The sequence below is a fragment of the Bradyrhizobium sp. PRIMUS42 genome (genome assembly GCF_023006515.1).
GTDB lineage: Bacteria > Pseudomonadota > Alphaproteobacteria > Rhizobiales > Xanthobacteraceae > Bradyrhizobium.
Genome location: NZ_JALBGZ010000502.1, coordinates 1 through 4,815, shown reverse-complemented (window position 1 = coordinate 4,815; position 4,815 = coordinate 1). Strand labels below are relative to the sequence as shown.

The following is a 4,815-nucleotide window of genomic DNA, read 5'->3' as shown; positions in this document are numbered from 1 at the left end:
CGATCTCGCGGCAACGGAGATGGCGCTGGGCTCGGCGGCCGTGCGCAGTGGAGCTGCGATCTGCGTGCCGCCAGCCAGGGCCAACGGCACGCTGCTCGCCTTCATTGCCGGCTGATTTGAACTAATTCTTTAACGCCTGTTTACCCGGCGGCCTTAGGATTCCCGCGATCCAGGCCACCGGGACCAGACGCATGTTCAAAGAGGGATCGCCGATCGCCTATGACGCGCCGGCCGAGTTGAAGAAGTGGCCGTCGCTGAAGGGCGAGAGGCAGAAGGACAGAGGTCCGCCCTATCTCGTCTACAACGGCTCGCTCGCCGACTGCGTCCGCGAGCTCATGGGCAAGCCCATTAAAGGCATCTCGCTTTACGACATCATGACGAAGCCCCAAGCCGCCTTCGACCAGACCGTGCTGTCGCCCGGCGATGCCGCCGAGATCGCGATGCGCAAGGATTTCCCCAAGGACGAGTTCAAGGATTAGTTCGCGGCGCGCTTGCCGGCCGCCTTGCCCTGCTGCTTCGAGGAAGATTCCGTCGGCGCATCGAGGAAGACGACGGGCGTGCCGCGCTTGACGTTCTCGCCGAGCACGCGAGCGTCCCAATTGGTGAGCCTGACGCAGCCGTGCGACGCGGACTTGCTGACCCTGTCGGGCTCCGCCGTCCCGTGGATGCCATAGCCCTGCTCCGATAGCCCGATCCAGTACGATCCCACCGGATTGTTCGGGCCCGGCTTGATCTCGAAGGGCCTCTTGGATTTCACGCTCTTGAACTTGTACTCCGGATTGTAATGGTAGGTCGGCAACTCATTGGTGCCGGTGACCTTCAGCGTCCCCGTCGGCGTCGGGCGATCCGGACTGCCGATTGATGCCGGATAGAACGCGACCAGCCGACCAGCCCCCTCGTAAGCCTTCAGCGTCGCGTGCGTCTTGTCGATCTCGATCCGAGCGATGCGCGGAAGCTCGCGTCGCGCCGCCACGTTGGCCACGACAATTGTCCCGCCGACTTTGTCGAACGCCTTTCCAGGATTGAGCGCCTTCAACAACTCTTCGCTCATGTGGAATTTTTCCGCGAGACCTTCGAGCGGACTGGTGTAGCTCAGCGCCTCCACCGACTTCATGTCATCGAGCTTGGCCGGCAGCTTCTTGAGAAACGGTCCCTTCACATCTGCGTCGGTGATCTTGTAATCGACCATGACAGAACCTTCGCTCGCTGCGTTCAGCTTGTCCCAGAGTTCAGGGGCGATCGTCTTGTCGAAGCCGACACCGTTCTGCTCGGCAAACGCCTTTAGCGCCTTCTGCGCGTTTTCGCCGAGCTTACCGTCGATCTGGCCGGGGGAGAATTGCGCGCGATCGAGCAAAATCTGAAGCTTCGTCACCGGCGCGGTGATCTTGTCCGCGGCCGGCTGCTTTTCGGGACGCGCAGCGTCGTTCACCGCTTTCGCATCGAGATTGCCTGCGAGAGCCGGACAGACGAACCACAGTGACATCACCACGCCAAGCATCCATCGCATCATGATCGTCCCAATCAATCCGCAAATCCGCGGGCAGTTTCTTTTTGGGAACACCGTAGTAACACCGAAGGAACCGACGAGACCGCAGCTTTGCCGCAATCGGAAGGTTAATGACTCCCTATCGCTGGCGCATCGCTGGCCGCTCACCCCACAGTTCGAGGTTGCCCAGCAAATGCGATTTGTCGTCGCGGCTTGCGCCGCGTTCCTGATTCTGATGTGCGACCTCGATCCGTCGGCGTCCCGGCAAACATCACTCGTCGACACCACCGTTCTCAAGAACAATCACGCCTCGCCACTTGTTCCAGTGGTCGAACTCTTCCTTGCCAGCGTGCAGGCCATCGAGCTCGCCAACGCGCGCGCGGCGCATGAGGAAACAATCGAGCCACCGCGCGCGGCCGAACCTATCGCCGAGGGGCCGGTTTCACCGACAGACAAATTCTGCCACACGCTTCGCGAGGCCGCCGAGGCCAGCGGCATTCCCGTGCCCTTCTTTGCCCGCCTGCTCTGGCAGGAGAGCCGCTTCAAATCCAACGAGGTCAGCCAGGCCGGCGCCCAGGGCGTCGCGCAGTTCATGCCTGGAACAGCTGCGGAGGTTGGGCTCGACGACCCCTTCGATCCGATGAAGGCGCTGCCGGCATCGGCGAAATTCCTGCGCAAGCTGCGCGACGATTTCGGCAATCTCGGCTTGGCGGCCGCCGCCTACAATGCAGGCCCGGGCCGCATCCAGAAGTGGCTTGCCAAAGAGAGCGAGCTGCCGCGCGAGACGCGCGACTATGTCCGCATCATCACCGGCACCAAGGCCGAGGACTGGACCGAGCGATCCGAGGCGCTAGCGATCCGGATCGACCTGCCGCGCGAGGCGCCTTGCGAAGGTTTCGGCAGTCTCTCGAAGACAAAGGACGTCGCCTGGGTTCCGGTCAACCTGACGCCTTCGGTCACGACCATCATTCGCAAGGCCGAGCAGCTTGCCGCGCGCCAACCGACGAACCGCGCGCGCAAGCGGTTCGCCATTATGCTTCGGAAGAATGCCACGGCCCATGGCAAGGCACGCAGTATGATCGCGGCACGCGCAGCCGGAAAGAGCGCGAAGGCCCGCGCCGTTCGCTTCGCATCACGCGAACGGCCGTCGGGTTAGTGTTCGGAGCCACTCGCTTGAGTGGCTCCGACATTTATCGCGCTAGTCGATCTCCTCGATCACACGGCGCTCACGAGGCTCGATGACGTAGGTCCGAGTGTCGCGGTGGATGTAGCGGTATTCCCGCAGATCCGGCGCGTCCCGATAGACCGTGCTCGGGAATTCCTCGACCTCGACGCTCTCGGGGAGACGGTCGCCGACGCGGATGTCCGTGCGTGCGGTGCTCCCGGTGGTCCGCGCCTCGCTCCGGCCTTCGGTGCGAGTCTTCGCATGCTTGCGGATCGCATCACGATCGCGATCGGAGAACTTGCTGGCGCTGCGCTCGCGCGTGGTGGTCGTCGTGGTCGCCGTGGACTGCCCCGAATACGGCAGCACCGTCACGATCTTGTAGCTCGCTGGATCGACCACGACGATCTGATCCTTGACCAGCGCAAAGCTGTAGCCGCGATATTGCGGCACGATCTCGACGACGTCAGGCGGCAGTGTCGAGAGATGAACGTCGCGCGGCACCACCGTGCCGACATTCAGCGAGAAATTGACGCTGGTCACAGGCCGAACGTTCAGGCGCGAGATCGAGGTGCTGATCTTGGTCTCCTGCTGCCGGTTGAGATTGACGTCGGTCCGCGCGGCCGCCTGTGAACCGGTGCTGGACCGCTCGCCCTGGGCCTGATTGCCGGCTGGCGCAGCCGGCGCCTGCTGAGCCTGATTGGTCCCGGATGCAGCGGGCGCCTGCTGGGCCTGATTGCTGTTGGCGGGCGGCGGATTGGACCGATCCTGCGCCTGGTTGGTGTTCGCCGGTGGCGGGTTGGTGCTCTGCTGAGACGCAGGCTGGTTGCCGGTCGTGTTCGAGCTTGCCGTACCGCTCTGCGGCGGCGAGGTGCCCGTGCTGTTCGTCGCGTTGTTAGATGTGGCGGAGCCGGAATTGGCGGCCCCGGATGACGGCGCGGTGCTCTGCGTCGTCTGCGCCGAGTTTCCCGTCGCCGGTGATTGCTGCGGCTGCGATGTGGTCTGCTGCTTATCAGCCGCAGACGGCGCAGCGGTGGACGGCGCTGTGGAATTTGATTGGGACGGCGGGCTCTGATCGGACTTCGTCGTCGTGCCGGGCGATTGCGCAAAGGCTGCGTTCGCCAGCACCAGCCCCAATGCGGTGGTTGCCAACAGGCGGATCATGGTTCACTCCCTTTTATCAAATGAACGTTGGCTACTAACCTGCGCTAAAACAGCCGGTTCCACTTTTTCCCGAGAGAACGGCGAGCCGCTTCCGCACGGAACCTGCAATGCCATCGAAGAGTGCCGGGATCATCGCCTATCGGAAGCGGCGGACGCTCGAGGTTCTCCTCGTTCATCCCGGAGGGCCGTTTTGGCGCAGCAAGGATCTCGGCGCCTGGTCGATCCCGAAAGGCGAGTATGCGGACGAAGAGGATGCAGAGATTGCCGCGAGACGCGAATTTGCCGAGGAGCTTGGACTTGAGCCGTCCATGCGATTGACCGCGCTGGGTCAGGTCAAGCAGCGCGGCGGCAAGCTCGTCACCGCATTCGCGGCCGAGCTCGAACTCGACGTGCGCAGCGTTCGCAGCAACAATTTCGAGATGGAATGGCCGCCACGGAGCGGCGAACGGCAGACCTTTCCCGAGGTCGATCGTGCCGAATGGTTCACGCTCGAGGAGGCGCGTACGAGGATCAACGCGGGACAACGCCCGCTGCTCGATCGGCTGGAGCAGCTGGCCGGCGGCGAATAGGAATCCTGTGATGGAAACAGGTGCGCTCCCTCTCCCGCAAGCGAGAGAGGTGCAGCGGAGCCAGCCGCGCCACTACGCGCAAGCGCAAACAGATGCCCTCACTCCGCCTTGATGTTCGCCGCTGCCACGACCTCGGCGAGCTCCTTGGTCTCCTTGGCGATCTTGGCGGCGTAGTCGGCCGGGCTGAGCACGGACACGACGCCCTGCGAGCCGAGCTTCTGCTCGATTGCCGGATCCTTGGCAGCCGCGACGATCTCCCGGTGCAACGTCTCCAGGATCGGCGCCGGCGTCGACTTCGGCATGAAGAAGCCGACCCAGAACGAGATGTCGAAGCCGGGATAGCCTGCTTCCGCGACGGTCGGCACATCGGGCAGCGCCGGCAGCCGATCGGCCGACGACACCGCGAGCGCGCGCAGCTTGCCGGCCTTGACCAG

The 4,815-nt window shown here is 63.7% G+C and carries 6 protein-coding genes and 1 pseudogene; 4 read left to right on the top strand and 3 right to left on the bottom strand.

All coding sequences use genetic code 11. From position 1 onward, the window contains the following. A pseudogene (locus MOV75_RS27770) lies at nt 1–115 on the top strand (VOC family protein); the annotation flags it as partial. A gap of 76 nt (nt 116–191) precedes the next feature. Then, the gene (locus MOV75_RS27765; RefSeq protein WP_246921294.1) at nt 192–479 is read left to right on the top strand and encodes a hypothetical protein; all 288 of its coding nucleotides are present in this window, start codon (nt 192–194) and stop codon (nt 477–479) included. Here the strand turns inward: MOV75_RS27765 and MOV75_RS27760 are convergent. Continuing rightward, a complete protein-coding gene (locus tag MOV75_RS27760; RefSeq protein WP_246921313.1) occupies nt 476–1,510 on the bottom strand; it encodes a L,D-transpeptidase family protein in 1,035 nt (344 codons plus the stop codon). The two genes, MOV75_RS27765 and MOV75_RS27760, sit on opposite strands and share 4 nt — an antisense overlap. Nucleotides 1,511–1,679: 169 nt before the next feature. Between MOV75_RS27760 and MOV75_RS27755 the strand changes: the two genes are divergently transcribed. Next, complete coding sequence (locus tag MOV75_RS27755) at nt 1,680–2,642, top strand: lytic transglycosylase domain-containing protein (protein ID WP_246921297.1); 963 nt, start codon at nt 1,680–1,682, stop codon at nt 2,640–2,642. Between the two features lie 42 nt (nt 2,643–2,684). On the opposite strand, the gene MOV75_RS27750 is transcribed toward MOV75_RS27755, so the two are convergent. Next, a complete protein-coding gene (locus MOV75_RS27750) occupies nt 2,685–3,812 on the bottom strand; it encodes a DUF1236 domain-containing protein (protein ID WP_246921300.1) in 1,128 nt (375 codons plus the stop codon). Nucleotides 3,813–3,919: 107 nt separating this feature from the next. Here MOV75_RS27750 and MOV75_RS27745 point away from each other — a divergent pair, with 107 nt between their 5' ends. After that, a complete protein-coding gene (locus MOV75_RS27745; protein WP_246921303.1) occupies nt 3,920–4,381 on the top strand; it encodes an NUDIX domain-containing protein in 462 nt (153 codons plus the stop codon). Nucleotides 4,382–4,479: 98 nt separating this feature from the next. On the opposite strand, the gene MOV75_RS27740 is transcribed toward MOV75_RS27745, so the two are convergent. After that, nucleotides 4,480–4,815 (bottom strand): tripartite tricarboxylate transporter substrate binding protein (locus MOV75_RS27740; protein ID WP_247006952.1); only part of this gene is annotated, 336 nt, incomplete at its 5' end.